Annotated in this window: 16 protein-coding genes; 9 read left to right on the top strand and 7 right to left on the bottom strand. The window is 66.8% G+C overall.

Features of this window, described 5'->3' with window-relative positions:
- Positions 1-6: 6 nt before the first annotated feature.
- Positions 7-1287, top strand: a complete 1281-nt coding sequence (locus tag L2Y94_RS19120) for a peptidase MATCAP family protein (protein ID WP_247371141.1) — start codon at positions 7-9, stop codon at positions 1285-1287.
- A gap of 65 nt (positions 1288-1352) precedes the next feature.
- Here the strand turns inward: L2Y94_RS19120 and L2Y94_RS19115 are convergent, their stop codons facing one another.
- Positions 1353-3152: a reprolysin-like metallopeptidase gene (locus L2Y94_RS19115; protein ID WP_247371138.1), complete on the bottom strand. Its 1800-nt coding sequence runs from the start codon at positions 3150-3152 to the stop codon at positions 1353-1355.
- A 215-nt stretch (positions 3153-3367) separates the two neighbouring features.
- Here L2Y94_RS19115 and L2Y94_RS19110 point away from each other — a divergent pair, with 215 nt between their 5' ends.
- From L2Y94_RS19110 to L2Y94_RS19100, 3 genes are all read left to right on the top strand, one after another.
- On the top strand, positions 3368-5665 hold the full coding sequence (locus L2Y94_RS19110) for an NADP-dependent malic enzyme (protein WP_283248499.1): 2298 nt from the start codon (positions 3368-3370) through the stop codon (positions 5663-5665).
- 286 nt (positions 5666-5951) lie between these two features.
- On the top strand, positions 5952-8645 hold the full coding sequence (gene aceE / locus L2Y94_RS19105; protein ID WP_247371135.1) for a pyruvate dehydrogenase (acetyl-transferring), homodimeric type: 2694 nt from the start codon (positions 5952-5954) through the stop codon (positions 8643-8645).
- Between the two features lie 128 nt (positions 8646-8773).
- Entirely contained in the window at positions 8774-9103 is a 330-nt protein-coding gene (locus L2Y94_RS19100; protein WP_247371132.1) for a DUF4377 domain-containing protein, read from the top strand.
- 61 nt (positions 9104-9164) lie between these two features.
- On the opposite strand, the gene L2Y94_RS19095 is transcribed toward L2Y94_RS19100, so the two are convergent.
- The 4 genes from L2Y94_RS19095 to L2Y94_RS19080 all read right to left on the bottom strand — a co-directional run bounded on the left by L2Y94_RS19095 (position 9165) and on the right by L2Y94_RS19080 (position 13036).
- Positions 9165-9485, bottom strand: a complete 321-nt coding sequence (locus tag L2Y94_RS19095) for a hypothetical protein (protein WP_247371131.1) — start codon at positions 9483-9485, stop codon at positions 9165-9167.
- A 97-nt stretch (positions 9486-9582) separates the two neighbouring features.
- A complete protein-coding gene (locus L2Y94_RS19090; RefSeq protein WP_247371129.1) occupies positions 9583-10260 on the bottom strand; it encodes a glutathione S-transferase family protein in 678 nt (225 codons plus the stop codon).
- 157 nt (positions 10261-10417) lie between these two features.
- Positions 10418-11716, bottom strand: a complete 1299-nt coding sequence (locus L2Y94_RS19085) for a thioredoxin family protein (protein WP_247371128.1) — start codon at positions 11714-11716, stop codon at positions 10418-10420.
- Positions 11717-11776: 60 nt separating this feature from the next.
- Positions 11777-13036 carry an MFS transporter gene (locus L2Y94_RS19080; protein WP_247371127.1) on the bottom strand — a complete coding sequence of 420 codons (1260 nt, stop codon included), beginning with the start codon at positions 13034-13036 and terminating at the stop codon, positions 11777-11779.
- Between the two features lie 123 nt (positions 13037-13159).
- On the opposite strand from L2Y94_RS19080, the gene L2Y94_RS19075 reads away from it, so the two are divergent.
- On the top strand, positions 13160-13873 hold the full coding sequence (locus L2Y94_RS19075) for a hypothetical protein (protein WP_247371125.1): 714 nt from the start codon (positions 13160-13162) through the stop codon (positions 13871-13873).
- 87 nt (positions 13874-13960) lie between these two features.
- On the opposite strand, the gene L2Y94_RS19070 is transcribed toward L2Y94_RS19075, so the two are convergent.
- Positions 13961-14782, bottom strand: a complete 822-nt coding sequence (locus L2Y94_RS19070; protein ID WP_247371123.1) for a ferritin-like domain-containing protein — start codon at positions 14780-14782, stop codon at positions 13961-13963.
- 111 nt (positions 14783-14893) lie between these two features.
- Entirely contained in the window at positions 14894-15307 is a 414-nt protein-coding gene (locus tag L2Y94_RS19065) for a universal stress protein (RefSeq protein ID WP_247371122.1), read from the bottom strand.
- Between the two features lie 216 nt (positions 15308-15523).
- Between L2Y94_RS19065 and L2Y94_RS19060 the strand changes: the two genes are divergently transcribed.
- The 4 genes from L2Y94_RS19060 (at position 15524) to L2Y94_RS19045 (ending at position 17986) form a co-directional block, all read left to right on the top strand.
- Positions 15524-15976: a hypothetical protein gene (locus L2Y94_RS19060; protein WP_247371120.1), complete on the top strand. Its 453-nt coding sequence runs from the start codon at positions 15524-15526 to the stop codon at positions 15974-15976.
- Positions 15977-16095: 119 nt separating this feature from the next.
- A complete protein-coding gene (locus tag L2Y94_RS19055; RefSeq protein ID WP_247371119.1) occupies positions 16096-16626 on the top strand; it encodes a peroxiredoxin in 531 nt (176 codons plus the stop codon).
- Positions 16626-17168 (top strand): hypothetical protein, encoded by a 543-nt coding sequence (locus L2Y94_RS19050; protein ID WP_247371117.1) that lies wholly within the window; start codon positions 16626-16628, stop codon positions 17166-17168. Before L2Y94_RS19055 ends, L2Y94_RS19050 begins: the two co-directional genes overlap by 1 nt.
- 65 nt (positions 17169-17233) lie before the next feature.
- Positions 17234-17986, top strand: coding sequence for a DUF2884 family protein (locus tag L2Y94_RS19045; protein WP_247371116.1), 753 nt, complete (start codon positions 17234-17236; stop codon positions 17984-17986).
- Positions 17987-18022 lie beyond the last annotated feature (36 nt).

Here is an 18022-nt window from a genome sequence, read left to right as displayed (position 1 = left end):
CGCCCCATGCACGCCAAGGCCGATCCCCGCGTTCTCTCCGCCGACATGCGCCGCTACGCGGCCCTCGATCAACGGCTGCTGGCGGCGGTGCGTCATATCCGCGTCCTGCCCACGATCTCGTGGCCGGCGTCGGTGGAAGAGCGGCTCATCGCCGAATTCGGGGCGGGGCGGCTGTCGATCCCCGAGATCCGGTACCAGCCGCCCGACCTGGATCAGACCCGGGCCGAACTGGAGGCCATCGAGGCCGAGGCCAGCGAAAACCACCCCATCGCCGACTACCTGCGCCGCACCGCCGAATCCTGGCGCATCGCGGCGCGCATGCTCGATGCGGCGGGCACCAGCGGTGTCACCGACGCCTCGATCCTGCTCTACGGCCGCCCGGGCGACGCCATTCCGGGCAGCAGCCGGAGCAATCTCGATGCGGCGCGCTATTTCGTCGACCTGGCCGACGAGCTGGGTGCCGACCTCGAGACCGAGGATGCCGCGGGCAACATTCCGGCCGAAGTACTCCAGCGGGACATGGCCCGTGAGCTGGACGCTTTCTTCGCGCCCGGCATGATCTCGGTGGAGGTCGATCCCGAACTCACCGCCAAGGCCGCGGCCGGCGCCACACGCATCCGGCTGCGCGGCGGGGTTCGCTTCACCGAATACGACAGGCATCAGCTACTCGCCCACGAAGCGTTCGTGCACTCGCTCACGGCGCTCAACGGGCGCGAACAGCCCGTGCTGGCCTCCCTGGCGCGCACCTCGCCGCGCGTCACCGCCACGCAGGAGGGGCTGGCCGTGTTCGCCGAGCTGATGTCGGGCGCCATCGACATCTCGCGACTGAAGCGCATCAGCCTGCGCATCCTCGCCATCGACATGGCCCTGAACGGCGCCGATTTCGTCGAGGTGTTCCGCTATTTCCGCGATTGCGGGCAGAACGTGCCGGACAGCTTCCACTCCGCCCAGCGCGTGTTCCGCGGCGTGCCGCTCACCGGCGGCGCGGCATTCGCGAAGGACAACGTGTACCTGACCGGCCTGCTCGCCGTGCACACCTTCTTCCGTTGGGCATTGCGTCAGCGCCGGCTCGATCTTCTACGCAACCTGTTCGCGGGCAAGCTGGCGTTGCATGACGTCATGAGCCTGGAAGACCACTTCACCAGCGGCGACATCGCGCCGCCGCGCTATCTTCCGCCGTGGATGCAGCACGTGCATGGACTCGCCGGGAAGCTGGCCTTTTCGCTGTTCGTGAACCACATCCACATGGCGCGGGTGGAAGCCGAGGAAATCTCGCTCGGCCTGTAGGTGTTCTTCATTTTCCGGAGTCGCTTGCGGGTGAGGGTTTCCGCCCATGCGACGAGGCGGCAGCGTCACCGGCCGATGATGCGGAAATTCCCGGGCGATACCGCAAAGAATGGCGCCGATGCACAGCTGACGCGCACGCGTGCGCGATCCGTGCCGGCGAGCGTCGGGAGGATGACGGAGGTCGCGCCGTCGTTGTTCTGGTTGCGAGCGAGCGCATGTGGCCAGCTGAACCCGCCGTCGGTCGAGAGTTCGATGTCCACGCCACCGCAGCCGATGGCCCCGCCATCGGTACCTGCGACGTCCCAGCGCACCTCCAGCGGCATGCCTGCCGAAGCGACGGCCACCGTCGAGGGTGCGAGCACGGCGAACGCCCGACCGGTATCGACAACCTGCATGCGCGTGTCGGCACTCGACGTGGTGGCGTCGTCGCCGCCGTTGTCACGCACCGTCAGCCGGAAGTTCAGCACTCGGTTCGTCGTGGGCAGCGTTTCGGCAGGCTCCGCCGGCTCATACCCGAGCAGCGCGGTGGCGCGGGGAAAGTCGCGCCGTGACGCCGGCGACGGGGGAAGGGAGCGGAAGATCGGGCGCAGGCCGTCGTCGGTGAGCGTGCCTTTCTGACGAGGGCCCACGTCCATCTGTTCCCACGTGTAGGTGAGTCGGCGGGACGCATCCATGGTCTCGGCGTGGGCATCGAGGAAGAATGGCGTGCGTGCCGGAACGATCGTTTCTTCCGCCATCGACGCGCGATCGATCCAGGGTGAGGCCGTGCGTCCCAGCCGCCGCTTCGCGCAGGCGCCGCCCCGGGAGGCGAGCGAGGCACGTATCTGCTCGATGCTCACCGCGTGGAAGTAGCGATCGTCCGCGTCCTGGAACCATTGCGCGTCGCTGGCGCAATGCGCCGACGCATGGCCCATCGCGGTGCTGCCGCTGCCCGGTTCCACCGCACGCTCGCCGGAGCGCATGCAGCCGTTCGCGGTGGGCCAGGCACCCAACTGAAGGCCGAGCACGTGGATGAAACGATCCTGCGCGTAGCTCCCGGTACCCGGTGCCGCATGGCCGCTCCATGCGGCGGCCTTGTGCATGGCGTGGAAGTCGGCCGAACGGTCGTCGCTGCACGACGTGCCGCTTTCGCTGTGGCCGCCGTTGAAGGTCGTGAGCGCATGGCCTATGTCGTAGCGATCCGCGCCGATCCGCCGATCGATGAATTCGACCGCCGCCGGCCCCGGTTCGGTGGTCTCGAACGGATCGCGCCGTGGGCTGGTGAGGATGAGCCGATCGTTGCGGTCGGCGAGGGTGAAATGCACGCCGAGATCGGTTTCGAACACTTCGTTGGCGCGATTGACGGCGTGGGACACCGCCGCCAGGCCTCGTTCGACGGTGCCGCCGGCCTGCGCCACGTAGCGGCTGCTGGCGGCGACGGCGATGCGGAAGTCGTAGCGGACCTCGCCGGTCGACGTGGAGCGCCGGCGCCTTGACGGTGTGGCGGGCGCGGGAGCGTAGCCCGCCGGCAGGACGACATCGGGCGGCGTCGGCGCATCGTCCCCCCACTGTGCGGTCCACTCGTGGACGGCGTCGCGCACGCTCAGCCACGTACCGGTGGTGGAGAGGTCCAGCCTCGCCGTGCGCCCGGCGGCATCCGTGCCGCGAAGGCTGCGCAAGCCGGGATAGCGACGCATCAACGCCGCGGGCAGCGTGCGTGAGTCGACGAGGCGGAAGCGTGAGCGGGTGTCGTCGCCCGTGGGGAGTTCGACATCGACGCCGCGCGATCCATCGCTCGGTACCGCGGCGACGGCGGCGCGCAGGGCGCTCATGTCGGGCGTCGATGAAGCGAGGGCGGCGGACAGGCTGAAGGCGAGCAGTGGCATGGATGACCTCGGGCGGGCGAAGGGCATCGCAGCGTACGCATGCGCACGGCGGGCGACCGTCCGTCCGAGCCCGCGCGATTTCGTAGGTTTTGCCTATCACAGCGTGTCGCAATGCATCACACCGCGTTCCCGGAGGCCGGCCTGCGCGGTGCTACCATCGCTCCTGGCACGCGGCGAGCGCCGCCCTCCCTTTTCCATTACGTCCACAGGATCCCATGGCCATCTCCGAGGAACTGAGGCAAGCCGCCCTCGAATATCACCGCCTGCCCCGTCCGGGCAAAATCAAGGTCACCCCGACGACATCGCTGCTCACCCAGCGCGATCTGTCGTTGGCCTACTCGCCCGGGGTCGCCGCCGCTTGCGACGCCATCGTGGCCGATCCGAGGGCCGCGGCCGAACTCACCGCGCGCTCCAACCTCGTGGCGGTGATTTCCAACGGCACCGCGGTGCTCGGCCTGGGCAACATCGGCGCGCTGGCCGGCAAGCCGGTGATGGAAGGCAAGGGCGTGCTGTTCCAGAAGTTCGCCGGCATCGACGTGTTCGACATCGAGATCGACGAGACCGATCCCGAAAAGCTGATCGACATCATCGCCAGCCTCGAGCCCACCTTCGGCGGCATCAACCTCGAGGACATCAAGGCGCCGGAGTGCTTCGTCGTCGAGCGCAAGCTGCGCGAGCGGATGAAGATCCCCGTCTTCCACGACGACCAGCACGGCACGGCGATCATCGTCGGTGCGGCGGTGCTCAACGCGCTGCTCGTCACCGGCAAGAAGATCGAGGACGTGAAGCTCGCCACCACCGGCATGGGCGCGGCGGGCATTTCCTGCGTCGACATGCTGGTGACGCTGGGCATGAAGAAGGAGAACATCCTTGCCTTCGATCGCGATGGCGTGCTGCATACCGGCCGCACCGACCTCGACCCGGACAAGCAGCGCTACGCGCGCGACACCGACAAGCGCACGCTGGCCGAGATCGTCGACGGCGCGGACATCTTCCTGGGCCTGTCGGCCGGCGGCATCCTCAAGCCGGAGATGGTCGCCACGATGGCCGAGCGCCCCATCATCTTCGCGCTGGCCAACCCCAACCCCGAGATCCTTCCCGAAGACGCCAAGGCCGTGCGTCCGGACTGCATCATCGCCACGGGCCGTTCGGACTACCCGAACCAGGTCAACAACGCGCTGTGCTTCCCGTACCTGTTCCGCGGCGCGCTCGACGTGGGCGCCACGGTGATCAACGAGGCCATGAAAGTGGCGTGCGTGAAGGCCATCGCCGAGCTGGCCCGCCGCGAGTCGTCCGACGTGAGCGCGCGCGCCTATGGCGGCAAGCCGCCGAGCTTCGGTCCGGATTACCTGATCCCGCAGCCGTTCGACCCGCGACTGCTCATCCAGCTGCCGCCGGCGATCGCCCAGGCGGCGATGGATTCGGGCGTGGCCGAGCGTCCCATCGAGGATTTCCCCGCCTACGTCGAGAAACTGACCAGTTTCGTCTTCCGCACGGGCCTTCTCATGAAGCCGGTGTTCGATCGCGCCAAGGCCGATCCCAAGCGCGTGGTCTACGCCGAGGGCGAGGAAGAAACCGTGCTGCGCGCCGTGCAGACCGTCATCGACGAGGGCCTGGCCAAACCGATCCTGGTCGGTCGTCCCGACGTCATCGAGAAGCGCATCGCCCGAGCCGGCCTGCGCCTGAAGCCGGGCGTGGACTTCGAGATGTGCAACATCCACTCCGACCCGCGCTTCGAGGATTACTGGCGCCTCTATCACTCGATCATGGAGCGTCGCGGCGTCACGCCCGCCTCGGCCAAGGCCGTGGTGCGCTCGCGACCGTCGGTGATCGCGGCGCTGATGGTCCAGCGCGGCGAAGCCGACGCGATGATCTGCGGCCTGGTGGGCACCTACCAGAGCAAGCTCGACTACATCCGCGACATCATCGGCCTGGACGACGGCGTGGCCGAAGCCTCGGCGATGGCCGCGGTGGCGACGGAGAAGGGCACGTTCTTCTTCCTCGACACCTACGTGCAGGAAGACCCCAGTGCCGAACAGATCGCCGAGGCCACCCTCCAGGCTTCGCTGCGTTTGAAGCTGTTCGGCATCCAGCCGAAGATCGCGCTGCTGTCCAACTCCAATTTCGGCAGCCGCGAGACGCGCAACTCCCGCAAGATGCGCGAGGCGCTCAAGCTCATCCGCGAGCGCGTGCCCAAACTGGAGGTGGAGGGCGAGATGCAGGCCGACGTGGCGCTCAATCCCGAGTTGCGCCAGCGGATCTTCCCGAACTCGCTGCTGGAGGGGAAGGCCAATGTCTTCGTCTTTCCCAACCTCGACGCGGCCAACATCACCTACAACATGGTGCGTACCCTGTGCGACGGCGTGGTGATCGGGCCCATCCTCATGGGCGTGTCCAAGCCGGCGCATATCCTCACCCCGCAGGCCACGGTGCGCCGCGTGGTGAACATGACCTCGGTGGCCTGCGTCGAGGCCCAGATCCGGGCGGGATCGAAGTTTCCGCGCTCTCCGTAAGTGATTGAAAAGCGGCGGCCTTGCGGCCGCCTTCGCCGATGCGATCGGCTCCCGCCCCTCCGGTAGCCAGGTGCGAAGGCCCCGCCTACCGGAGGGGCGGGAGCCGATCGCATCGGCGAACCCGCGCAAGTGGGCCAGTACCCGATGGCATAGCAGTTTTTATCGATACAAACCGCCGTACGGCCGCGTATGCCGGAAGGTTGCGGTATCATCGGCCGGTTTCCCCGCTCCCCCAGCGGGTGTCTTCAGCCCCCATGAGCGCGCCTTGGGCGCCGCCGGAGCATCCATGGACCAGATCGACGATATCCTCAACCAGGACCTCGACCCCACCGAGACCCGCGAGTGGGTCGAGTCGCTCAACGCCGTCATCAACCACGACGGCACCGAGCGCGCGCATTTCCTGCTCGAGCGCATGGTCGACTCCACCCGTCGCGCCGGCGGTTACCTGCCGTTCGCGCCGACGACGGAATACGTCAACACCATCCCGCCGCACATGGAAGCGCGCAGCCCCGGCGACGCCGCCATCGAGTGGCGCATCCGTTCGCTCATCCGCTGGAACGCGCTGGCTACCGTGGTGCGCGCCAACCGCAAGCCGGGTGACCTCGGCGGCCATATCTCCAGCTTCGCCTCGTCGGCCACGCTGTACGACGTCGGCTTCAACCATTTCTGGCGCGCACCCTCGGCCGATCATCCGGGCGACCTGGTGTTCCACCAGGGCCATTCGGCGCCGGGCGTCTATGCGCGTTCGTTCCTCGAAGGCCGCATCACCGAAGACCAGCTCGATCTCTTCCGCATGGAAGTCGAGGGCAAGGGCCGTGGCCTGTCGTCTTACCCGCACCCGTACCTCATGCCGGACTACTGGCAGGTGCCCACCGTCTCGATGGGCCTGGGTCCCATCCAGGCGATCTACCAGGCGCAGTTCTGGAAGTACCTCGAGCACCGCGGCCTGATGCCGAAGACCGATCGCAAGATCTGGTGCTTCATGGGCGACGGCGAATCCGACGAGCCGGAATCGCTCGGCGCCATCTCGCTGGCCGGTCGCGAAGGCCTCGACAACCTCATCTTCGTCATCAACTGCAACCTGCAGCGCCTCGACGGCCCGGTGCGCGGCAACGGCAAGATCATCCAGGAACTGGAAGGCGTGTTCCGCGGCGCCGGCTGGAACGCCATCAAGGTCACCTGGGGCAGCTACTGGGATCCGCTCCTGGCCCGCGACACCACGGGCAAGCTGCGCCAGCTGATGATGGAAACGGTCGACGGCGAATACCAGGCGTGCAAGGCCTTCGGCGGCGCGTACACGCGCGAGAAGTTCTTCGGCAAGTACCCGGAAACCGCCGCGCTGGTCGCCAACATGTCCGACGACGACATCTGGCGCCTCAACCGTGGCGGTCACGATCCGCACAAGGTGTACGCGGCCTACCACGCGGCGGTGAACACCACCGGCATGCCCACCGTGATCCTCGCCAAGACGGTGAAGGGCTACGGCATGGGCGCGGCCGGCGAATCGCAGAACCCGGCGCATAACCAGAAGAAGATGGACACCGACGCGATCCGCGCCTTCCGCGATCGCTTCAACATCCCGGTGCCCGACGACAAGCTCGACGAGGTGCCGTACTACCACCCGGGCAAGGACTCGGAAGAAGTGCAGTACATGCTCGAGCGCCGTCGCGCGCTCGGTGGTTCGCTGCCGCAGCGTCGCCGCAAGGCCGACCAGTCGTTCCCGGCGCCCGCGCTCGAGGCCTTCGAGCAGATCACCAAGGGTACGGGCGATCGCGAGATCTCCACCACCATGGCACTGGTCCGTGGCATGAACCTCATGCTCCGCGACAAGGAGCTCGGCCCGCGCATCGTGCCCATCGTGGCCGACGAGGCGCGCACCTTCGGCATGGAGGGCATGTTCCGCCAGATCGGCATCTACGCTCCGTTCGGTCAGAAATACCGCCCGCAGGACGCCGACCAGCTGCTCTACTACCGCGAGGATCAGAAGGGCCAGGTGCTGCAGGAAGGCATCAGCGAGGCCGGCGGCATGAGCGCCTGGCTCGCGGCGGCCACCAGCTACAGCGTCAGCAACGTGCCGATGCTGCCGTTCTTCATCTACTACTCGATGTTCGGATTCCAGCGCATCGGCGACCTGTGCTGGGCCGCCGGCGACATGCGCGCGCGCGGCTTCCTCATCGGTGGCACCTCGGGCCGCACCACGCTCAACGGCGAAGGCCTGCAGCACGAAGACGGTCACTCGCACCTGCTCTCGGGTGCCATTCCCAACGTGGTTTCGTACGACCCGACCTTCTCCTACGAGCTGGCCGTCATCCTCCAGGATGGCACCCGCCGCATGATGCAGGAGCAGGAAGACGTCTACTACTACATCACGGTGATGAACGAGAACTATGCCCACCCCGATCTGCCCAAGGGCAGCGAGGAAGGCATCGTCAAGGGCATGTACCTCTTCAAGGACGCCGGCAAGGCGAAGAAGAACGAGCCGCGCGTGCAGCTGCTGGGTTCGGGTACGATCCTGCGCGAGGTGATCGCCGCCGCCGAACTGCTCGAGAAGGATTTCGGCGTCAGCGCCGACATCTGGTCGGTGCCGAGCTTCTCCGAGGTGCGTCGCGAAGGCTTCGACGCCGAGCGTTGGAATCGCCTGCATCCGGAAGCGCCGCAGCGCGTGCCGTACATCACCGGCCTGCTCGCCGACCGTCAGGGCCCGGCCGTGGCCGCCACCGACTACGTACGTGAGTTCGCCGACCAGGTGCGCGCGTTCATGCCGGACGGCATGCGCTACACCGTGCTGGGCACCGACGGCTTCGGCCGCAGCGACACCCGCGCCAACCTGCGATCGCACTTCGAGGTCGATCGTTACTGGATCGCCCACGCCGCGCTCGCCGCGCTGGCGAAGGACGGCAAGGTCAACGCGAAGGACGTCAGCCGCGCGATCAAGGAATACAAGCTCGACGTGGACAAGCCGAATCCGATGACGGTCTGATCCGTCACGGTGCGGCAAGAAAAAAGCCGGGGGAAACCCCGGCTTTTTTCTTGCCGTCGCAACGGCCTTGGCGGACGCGTCACCTGCGGGATGATATGAAGGTGGCGCTTTCGAACGGACCACATCTCATGCGCCTCGCGATTGCCGCCTTACTGCTCACCCTTACCGCCTGTGCCACCACGCCGGACACCCACGGCTCCCGCTCCCGCCTGGTCTACATCGCCGGCCAGAAAGCGCCGTGCAGCAACGGCGCGATGAAGACCGAGTGCCTGCAGTACCGCGAGCAGCCCACGCAGCCTTGGCAGCTCAACCATGCCCCCGTCGAGGGCTTCGACTGGCAACCCGGTAACGAATACCTGTTGAAGGTGACCGAGGTGGAGGTGAAGAATCCCCCGCAGGACGCCTCCCGCGTTCGCTGGCACGTGGACAAGGTGGTCGAACAGCATCCCGTGCCGTGAGCATAAAAAAGGGCCGGGATCGTTCCCGGCCCTTGGTTGAGGATTCCCCTCGTTACCCGTATCAGTCGTCGTCGCGCAGCGCGTGGCGGATCAGCAGGAACGTACCGATGGCCGCGGCGGCGATGCCGATGGTCACGCCGGGGTTACGGCGCACCTGCCGACGCAGGCGACGGTACTGGTAGCTGGCTTCGTCGGCGAAGTCTTCGGCCATGTAGCGCATGCGCCGGCGGTTGTTATAAGCGTTGAGCTTGCTCGTGACCCGGCGGGTACGATCCAGAAGATCGCTACCGGCGTCCACCGCCTCGTCGGCATAATGGCGGACGCGACCCGATGCACCGTTCACGGCACTCTCGACCTGACGTGCGAAATCGCGGTTTCTCATGGAGGCGCTCCCTAACGAACGTTACTGTCGGGTAACGACTTTGCGGTGGCCGCCGTGAGGGTCGTGTAAACACGCACACGCCTGATTGAACAGGGATTCAGCGTTTGGGCGCGAGATCGTAGTCGCCCCCGCGTTCCAGCGCGGCCTTCCACGCCGGCCGCGAATGGATGCGCTCGAGGAAGTCCCGCAGCCGGGGATGGGCGTCCGTCAGGGCGCCGCGGCTCGCGGCGGCTTCGAGGGGAAAGCTCATCTGGATGTCCGCGGCGCTGAAGGCGTCCCCGGCGAACCAGCCGGTCTTGCCGATTTCGCCTTCGAGGTATTCCAGGTGAAGTTTCAGCTGAGGGTCGACGAAGGTTTTTTGCGCCCCGCGTGCCAGCATCCGCGCCACCGGCTTGGCGAAGAAAGGCACGGGTGCCGATTCCATCCGCCGAAATACCAACTTGAGCAACAACGGCGGCATGGCCGATCCCTCGGCGTAATGCAGGAATTGGCGATAGCGCAGCAGTTCGGGCGTCCCCGGCGAGGGCCGGAGCCGTCCTTCGCCATAGCGGTCGACCAGGTATTCGATGACGGCACCGGATTCGACCACGGTGATATCGCCATCGACCAGCACGGGCGACTTGCCCAGCGGATGCACCGCGCGCAGTTCCTTCGGCGCGAGCATCGTCTTCGGATCGCGCTGGTAGCGGACGATCTCGTAGGGGAGGCCGAGTTCCTCGAGCAGCCAGAGGATGCGTTGGGAGCGGGAATTGTTGAGGTGGTGGACGGTGATCATGGCAGTCCCGGGGGCGATACCCCGAAAGCATACCTCCTGGAGGCTTCCCCGCCGTGAGTCGCATCGCGGAGAGGTCCGCTCCCACCCTTCGATCGTAAGCCCGCCTACCGAAGGGGTGGGAGCGGACCCTGTCCGCGATTCCCGTGAAGCGTCGCTTTTACGACTTCAGCGACTCCTGCAACTTCTTCGCCTGCTCAGGAAACGACTTGCCTTCCGAGGCCACCGTCTGCGCCACGACCTTCTGCGCCTCGGCATCGCGGTCGAGCCCTCGCAATGCCTTCACCCGATACGTCGCCACCGTGATGGCATTCGCGCCATAGGCCTTCTTCGCGGCCTTGTCGAGGTACGGAAGGCCTTCGGAGAACTTGCCGTTCTCCACCAGGCGCCGCCCATAGCGATAGTTGTACACGTAGTCTTCGGGATAGGCCGCAATGAGCTGTTTTTCCAGCGTGTCGAGCTCGTCGCCCGCCTTCGCGCGCAGGAGGTAGACCCGCAGGTTGTCCGCGACGTTTCGATCGCTCTTCAGGTTGCCGCCCAGTTTTTCCCGGCTGAGGTCGATGGCCTTTCGCAGCACGGCCTGCTCGCCGTCGTGGTCGCCCAGCGCCGCATCGAGATCGGCGGCGGCGAGTACCGCGCTACGTTGGTCGGCACATGCCGGTGCGGCGGTGAATACCTGGGCGGCAAGGTACTCGTCGTAACGCGCCTTCTGTGGCGACAGCAACGCCTTCCGTTCCGCGTCGGTGCGTGACGTCACGGCACCCAGCAAGGCATCGAGCACGTAGGGTCTCTGGCAACCGATGTCGCCATCGAGCACGTGGGTGGCCGCATCCGCGATGGTCGCTTCGTCCTTGGCGGCCTGCGCGTCGAGCAGGCGAAGCTGTTGCTTGGCGATCGCCACGCGCTTGTCCTTGTCGGACACGTTGCGCACCATCGCCGGCAGCGTATCGAACCAGGCCAGGCCCTCCTTGCCCTGGTAACGCAGCTGGTACGTCTCGAGTACCTCGGCCACCGCGCTCATGACGCCCCTGGCGGCATCCGCCTTCTGTTTCGACAACCGCGCATCGCCGGAGAGCAACGTGCCCACCTCGGCGTAGAAGGCGTCGCGCGGCCGTTCGGCGAGGATGCGGCCGAGCTCTTCGCCGTCGGGACCGATGGCGACGTAGGTCGGCAGGAAGTGCACGTTGAGTTTCGTCATCCATGCCTTGTCGGCCGGCTTGTCGGCATCGGCCTCGTAGAAGACGACCTTGCGTTCGAGGTCGTTCCACTCCTTGCCGTTGAGCACGTGAGCGGCCATGAAATAGCAGGAGTAACACCAGACCGCCTGGAAATCGATGAGTACCGGCTTGTTCTCGCGCCTGGCCTGGGCCAGGGCGGCATCGATGCTGGCGGGGGCCGTGGGTGCGGCGAGCACCGGCGCGACGAGCCCCAGCAGGGCGGCGGCTAGCAACTGCTTCATGGCGGACGTCTCTTTTGGCGGTATAGACGTCCACTCGTATAACACTAAACGCGCCGCTTGTCAGATCGTGTCGCTGGCGCCTTCCGGGGGCGCGGGTTCGGAAACCAGCCCCTGGCGCCGGCGAAGGGACGGGAACCACCACATCCACAGCCCCACCACCACGAGGGTGCCGATACCGCCGATGACCGTGGCATTGACCGCACCGACGGCGGCGGCGAGGATGCCCGACTCGAATTCGCCGAGCTGGTTGGAGGTGTTCACGAAGATGGCGTTCACGGCGCTCACCCGTCCGCGCATGTCGTCGGGCGTTTCCAGCTGCACCAGGGCCCCGCGGATCACCATGCTCACCATGTCGAAAGCGCCGAGGGCGAACAGCGCGGCGAGGGACAGCGGCAACGAGGTCGATACCGCAAAGACCAGGGTGGCCAGGCCGAAGCCCGCCACCGAGGCGAACATGATCGGCCCCACGCGGCGTTCCAGGGTATGCCGGGACAGCCATATCGACATCAGCAGGGCGCCCACGGCGGGCGCCGAGCGCAGCAGGCCGAGGCCCCAGGGGCCGGTATGCAGGACGTCGCGGGCGAAGATCGGCAGCAGGGCGGTGGCGCCGCCCAGAAGCACGGCGAACAGATCCAGGGAGATCACGCCGAACACGGCCGGCCGGTGGCGGATGAAGTGGACGCCGGCGAAGAGTGTCTTCAGCGTGGCCGGTTCGCGGCGCGGTGGGGCGTGGTCGTAGACGAGTCTCGACATCAGCGTCAGCGCCACGAGGTAGAGCAGGGCCGAGACGCCGTAGACGGTGGCCGGGCCGGCCACGTACAGCAGGCCGCCCAGGGCTGGGCCGGCGATCATCGCGGCCTGCCCGGCGGCGGACGACGAGGCCATCGCCCGCGGCAGCAAGGGGGTCGGTACCAGGGCGGGCAGCATCGAGGACATGGCCGGGAATTCGAACGCCTTGGCGACGCCCACCACGAACACGAGCGCGAGGATGCCCGCCTCATCGAGGTGGCCGCTCAGGCTGAAACCGGCCAGGAGCACGATGGCGAGCCATTCCACCGCTTGGCACAGCTTGACGATGCGCCGGCGGTCGAACTGGTCGGCCACGTGGCCGGCGGGGAGGGCGAGCAGCACCGAGGGTACGAACTGCACCAGGCCGATCAGGCCCAGGTCCACCGCGCGGCCGGTGATCGCGTAGATTTGCCAGCCTACGGCGACGGACATCATCTGGAAGCCGAAGCTCGATGCGTTGCGGGCGAACCAGTAGAAGACGAACGCCCGGTGGCGGAGCAGCGAATCGGCTCCGGAGGAGTGTGGAGGCATGGGAGATCCTTGGGGCTATGGCCCGATTTTACGCCGGCCGGTGTGTCGCGACGCCCGCGAGAATTGATCGGAAGCGCCCCACGGGCGAAGCTAGGGGCTCGCTATCCAGGGAATCGCAAGCTTATGCGCCGTATCGCCGCCCTCCTCGCCGTCCTCGGTCTCGCCGCATGCTCCTCGCCGCAGGACCAACAGGCGGCCTCCCCGCAGGCCGCCGCCGCGAACGACACGAACGCCGACGCGGCGAAGAAGCTGGAGATCTACCAGCAGCTGCTGAAGCTGCACAACGACGGCCCCGCCGTGCAGATCGGCCATGAGATCGTCGACAAGTTTCCCGATTCCCCGGCGGCCGCCGAGGTGAAGAAGACCCTCGGCCCGCTCGAGGCGAATTACAAGCAAACCACCGAGAAGAATCGCCTCGCGGCCTTGTGGCTGTACCAGGTGTCGCCGATGCAGGGCGGCACGCAGAGCACGGCCACGATCCAGTCGTCGCGTCCGTCGGGCGATGAAACCGTGCGGCTGATCCTGCGCCGCCACACCGATTGGGGGCAGAGCGTGTTTCTCTACGCCGTGGCCGGCAAGGGTTTCGTCTGCAAGGGCGACTGCTCGCTCAAGGCCAGCTTCGACGGCAAGGCGAAAACCATCAAGGCCTTCCGTCCGCCGACCGGCGAACCGGCGCTGCTGTTCCGCAACGACGCGCAGTTCCTGAAAGATCTTGCGAACACCAGGCGGCTCACCATCGACGTGGTGACGGTCAGCCGAGGCGAAACCACCCTCACGTTCGAGACGGGCGGCTTCGATGCGGACAAATGGCAGACCGTGGCGAAGAAGAAAAAGTGACGCGGCGGGACCTGCCCGAAAACCCACGCCCTGGGTCCCCGCGTGCGCAGGACCCCAGGGCCGCGATTCCGGTTCTGGCGAATGCCGTCAGTGCAGGAACAGCTTCTCGGTAATCCGCGTCAACGGCTTTTCGAGGAAGGTGTTCACCCGCGCGGGCAGATCGAGCGGACGCAGCAGCATCTTCACCGTCATCTCGGCCGGGATGTGGCGCTTGAGCATGCCCTCGGCACGCGAGGTGACGCGACGGAACTCGGCATCGTCGTGCGCCTTGTCGGGATAGCGCGTGTTGAACACGTGGCGCAGCGCGATGTCGCTGTCTTCGTTCTTGATCTCGCTCAGGCGCTTGAGCAGGGTGCGCAGCGTGCTGATGCGGCCGATGCGGTCGCGCTCGCGATAGATGCGGAAGTGCTGGTAGAAGTGCTTGTAGTGCCGCACTTCGTCGCTCTTGATCAGGTTGGTCAGCTCGCGCAGCACCGGCTCGTCGGTGACGTCGTTCAACGCGCGGTAGAGGCTGGCCGTGCCGGTTTCCACCACGCAACGCGCCGCGAGTTCGAGGCCTCGGTTGGGTTCGAGTTCTTCCGACGTGCAGACCGAGCCGTAATGCGCGAAGAAGTTGCGAAACCCCGCGTCCCAGTCGAACTCGGGCCATACGTGCTTGACGTACGCCGCGAGCGCACGGCCGTGCTGGAGTTCCTCGTGCTCCCAGTGGTCGCGCAACCACCCCTGGAGTTCGTCGTCGCCGGCGAAGTGGTCGACGAGGTTGTGCGTGTAGAGGTCCGAGCCGCTCTCGACGAACGACGAACTGCACAGGAGGAAAAAGAGGTCTTCGTTGTCCCTGACCTTGGCGACGTCGATGCGCGAGAAGTCGAGCTTATCAAGCGTCCATGGCAGGCTGGCGGTGTAACTCACTGCGGGTGGTCCTCGGCGCTCATGTGGTATCGCCCCCTGGGGCGTCTGACCGAATTGTGACAAATGCCGGGCGCGAATGGCTACGACTGCCGCCCGGCGTGCCTCATCGGGCTAGCGAACCACGGTCACGGGCACGTGGGCCCGGGCCAGCACGTCGGTGGACGTCGAGCCCACCAGCCAGCGGGCCAGGGCCCCGCGCTCGGTATGGCCGATGACGATGTGGTCGATGCCGTGCTTTTCGACGTAGGAGAGCAGGGCGTCCCCCGGGCTGCCCTGGACCAGGTCGACCGTCACCTCGGCGCCCGGCGACGGCGCGAGGGCCGCGACCTCGGCACGGAGCTCGTCCAGCCGCTTGCCGCTGTTTTCGGTCATCACCAATCCGGCGGTGTCCGCCCCGTTCTCGAGCTGGTAGACGGACAGCAGGGTGATCCTGGCCTTGGAACAGACCCCCAGGTCGAGGGCGAAGAGGTAGGCCCGCCGGGCGGTTTCCGACCCGTCGTAGCCGACGAGGATGTGATTGGGCATGAAAGGCTTCCTTATTTTCGGGGATCGTGCGGGACGGCGCCATGGTAGGCCCGGCGCGCGTGATCGGGAAATGGATTCACCGGCCGTCCACGATTCCGCGCCGGGCCTGAACGGCCCCGCGGCCGCTCCGCCTTTCTTCACATTCGTGAGTGGACAATGCCTCCGCCGGACGATACTCGTCCCGCCCATTCGCCATTTCCAGCAGGGAGAAAGAACATGATCAAGCGCATTACCGGGTTGGCCGTCCTGGCTCTGGCTTCCGCGGGCGCGTTCGCGGCGCAGCCGGCACACGCTGCCGAAGCGGCGACCAAGTGCCACATGACCTTCAGCACCACGGGCTGGGCCGCCATCTACAAGAAGGCCGACGGCCGCGGCCATGTCCGCTGCGACAACGGCCAGAGCGCCGACGTGATCATCCACGTGCGCGGCGGCGGCCTCACGGCCGGCAAGTTCAGCATCGAGGACGGCAAGGGCGAGTTCACCAACGTCAAGGGCATCCACGAGATCTACGGCGACTACGCCAGCGGTGGTGCCAACGCCGGTGCGGTCAAGAGTGCCGAGAGCGCCGCGATGACCAAGGGCGAGGTGTCCCTGGCCATTACCGGTACCGGCCGTGGCTTCAACCTGGGCGTCGACTTGAGCAAGTTCGAGATCGAAAAGCTCAAGTAAGCTCGGCAGTTCGTGTGACCGGAAAAGGCGCCCCCCAGAGGCGCCTTTTTCGTGCGCAGGGGCAACCTTTGGGGCATGGCGAGTACACTCACGCGATCCCAACCCGCGAGGTTCCCCCCATGCGTCGTCTGCTCGTCTCGCTCGCTCTCAGTCTCGCCACCGTGTCCGCCTGGGCCGCCCAGCCGACGGTCGGCGACCAAGCCCCGGATTACAGGCTGCAGGACCAGAAGGGCGAATGGCACACCCTGGCTTCGGATACGAAGAAGGGCGAATGGTTGGTGCTGTACTTCTACCCGAAGGACTTCACCGCCGGCTGCACCACCGAGGTCTGCACCTACCGCGACGACACGGCCAAGCTGCACAAGGCCGGCGCCCAGGTGCTGGGCGTGAGCCTCGACGACGTCAAGTCGCATGCCGAGTTCGCCGAGAAGTACCACGTGCCGTTCCCGCTGCTGTCCGACGCCGACAGCGCCGTCGCGACGAAGTACGGCGTGTTGACCACCAGCCCGAAGGGCCAGAAGTACGCGCTGCGCGAGACCTTCCTCATCAGCCCCCAGGGCAAGATCGCCAAGGTCTATAAAGATGTCGATCCGGAGAAGAACTCCGGTCAGGTGCTCGCGGACCTCGCCGAGCTGAAGAAGGGCGCCTGATGGCGTTGAAGAAGCTCGCGGCCCCCGGCGGGGGCCGTCCTTTCGCCCCGTGGCGCATCCTGGTCTGGCTGGTGATGCTGCTGGCCGCCGCGGGATTCGTGCTCAATACCTATGCCGCGGTGGTGATCGGCCATGCCGTGACCGCCATGAGTGCGGAGGCGGCCGGTCAGGGCCCCGACCCGCGCGTGGCACTGGCCTGGACCGTGGGCTACATGCTGGCCGCCTTCGTGGTGATGGTGTTCGCGCTGTCCACCTTGCGTTGGCGCGAATGGGCCCGGTCGGGCATGCGGGTCATCGCCCTGCTTCTCGTCGCCTGGGCGGCCTACACCGCCTGGGTGGGTTACGACCAATGGCAGCAGATGGGCGTGGTGCTTTCCCAGCCCGGGTTGCCCGCGCCGTTGCTCGAGATGGCCACCAAGCACCGCGCGATCCTGCTCATCGGCGTGGTGCTAAAGCTGGTGTCGATACCGGTGCTGGCCTGGCTTGCCTGGGCCCTGGGTAGCTTGAAGGTGCGCGAGCAATTCGGGCAGGTGGCGCTGTAAGCGCCGCTGGTTCAGCCCCGATTCGCCCCTCGGAAGGTATCGAGGGGCTTTTCGCCGGATTCCCCATGAGTGCCCGCCCCCTCGTTTTTCTCGTGGCTGCCTGCCTCGCCGGCGGCGCCGCCGCCCAGGATCTCGACCATGCCTGCCGCGTGGCGAGTACCTATGACCTCACCGTGCGCCCCGATGCCTTGCTGTTCGAGAGGGAAGGGGTGGCACCTCATGCGGTGCGCATGCACGACGGTAGCCTCGCCACCGATGGCCGCGCGGTGGGCTTGCGCCCCGATGAGCAGGATCGCGTCGCCCTTTTCGAAGCTCGCGTTCGCGCCCTCGTGCCGAAGGCGAAGGCCATCGCCACCGATGGCGTGGACGTGGCCGCCCGTGCGGTACGCGACGAGGCCCTGTCGGCCGCGCCCGATGCCGTCGCCAGCGGTGACTTCGACCGGGTATTGAATGCACGCGTGGCCGACATCAAACGGCGGATCGCCGCCAGCCAGAGCACCCGCGACTGGCAGGAGGATGCGATGCGCGCCTACGCCCAAGAGATCGTCTCCGACATCGCACCCGTGCTTACCCAGGACGTCGGCGGCCAGGCGATGCAGATGGCCCTGAACGGCGACCTGCAGGGTGCCGCGGCCCTGCGCGACCGGGTCGCCTCGGTGACGACCGGTGGGCAGGCCCGGGTGGTGGCGAAGCTGAGATCGTCCCTCGAACCCCGGGTACGAGCACTGTGCCCCTCCCTCCGCGAACTGGAAGATCTCCAATCGGGCCTGCGCGACGCGTCGGGCCAGCCGTTACGCTTGCTCGAACCAAGCGAATGACCACAGGCTGAGCGGCGAAACCCCACGTTTATGACC

The organism is Luteibacter aegosomatis (assembly GCF_023078455.1).
Lineage (GTDB): Bacteria > Pseudomonadota > Gammaproteobacteria > Xanthomonadales > Rhodanobacteraceae > Luteibacter > Luteibacter aegosomatis.
Note: the sequence above shows the minus strand (reverse complement) of the source record. Positions and strands in the feature narration are given on the sequence as shown.